The sequence below is a fragment of the Roseibium sp. RKSG952 genome, assembly GCF_009711355.1.
This window is the reverse complement of the sequence record NZ_SMMF01000112.1, coordinates 1-266: the sequence shown is the minus strand read 5'-3', so window position 1 is coordinate 266 and position 266 is coordinate 1. Positions and strand designations below refer to the sequence as shown.

Below are 266 nucleotides of genomic sequence, written 5' to 3'. Positions count from 1 at the left end.
GCGGTGAGGCAAGACGGCAGGGCGTTGGAAGATGTGCCGCGGTCCCTCCGGACAGAGGAAGTGTGTCTAGAGGCAGTCAGGCAAGACGGAAGGGCGTTGTTATGGGTGCCGGAAGTCCTCCAGACGCGGGAGATTTGCCTTGAGGCGGTGCGGCGGAACGGATGGGCGTTGGAATATGTGCCGGGAAACCTCCGGACACCTGAGATCTGCCGCGAGGCAGTGAGGCAAACTTGGTGGGCGTTGAAATATGTGCCGGAGCGTCTCCG

General features: G+C 62.0%; 1 protein-coding gene. It reads left to right on the top strand.

The genetic code is table 11. From position 1 onward, the window contains the following. Window positions 1-3 precede the first annotated feature (3 nt). On the top strand, window positions 4-266 hold a 263-nt coding region (locus E1297_RS51040), incomplete at its 3' end, for a DUF4116 domain-containing protein (protein WP_368669409.1).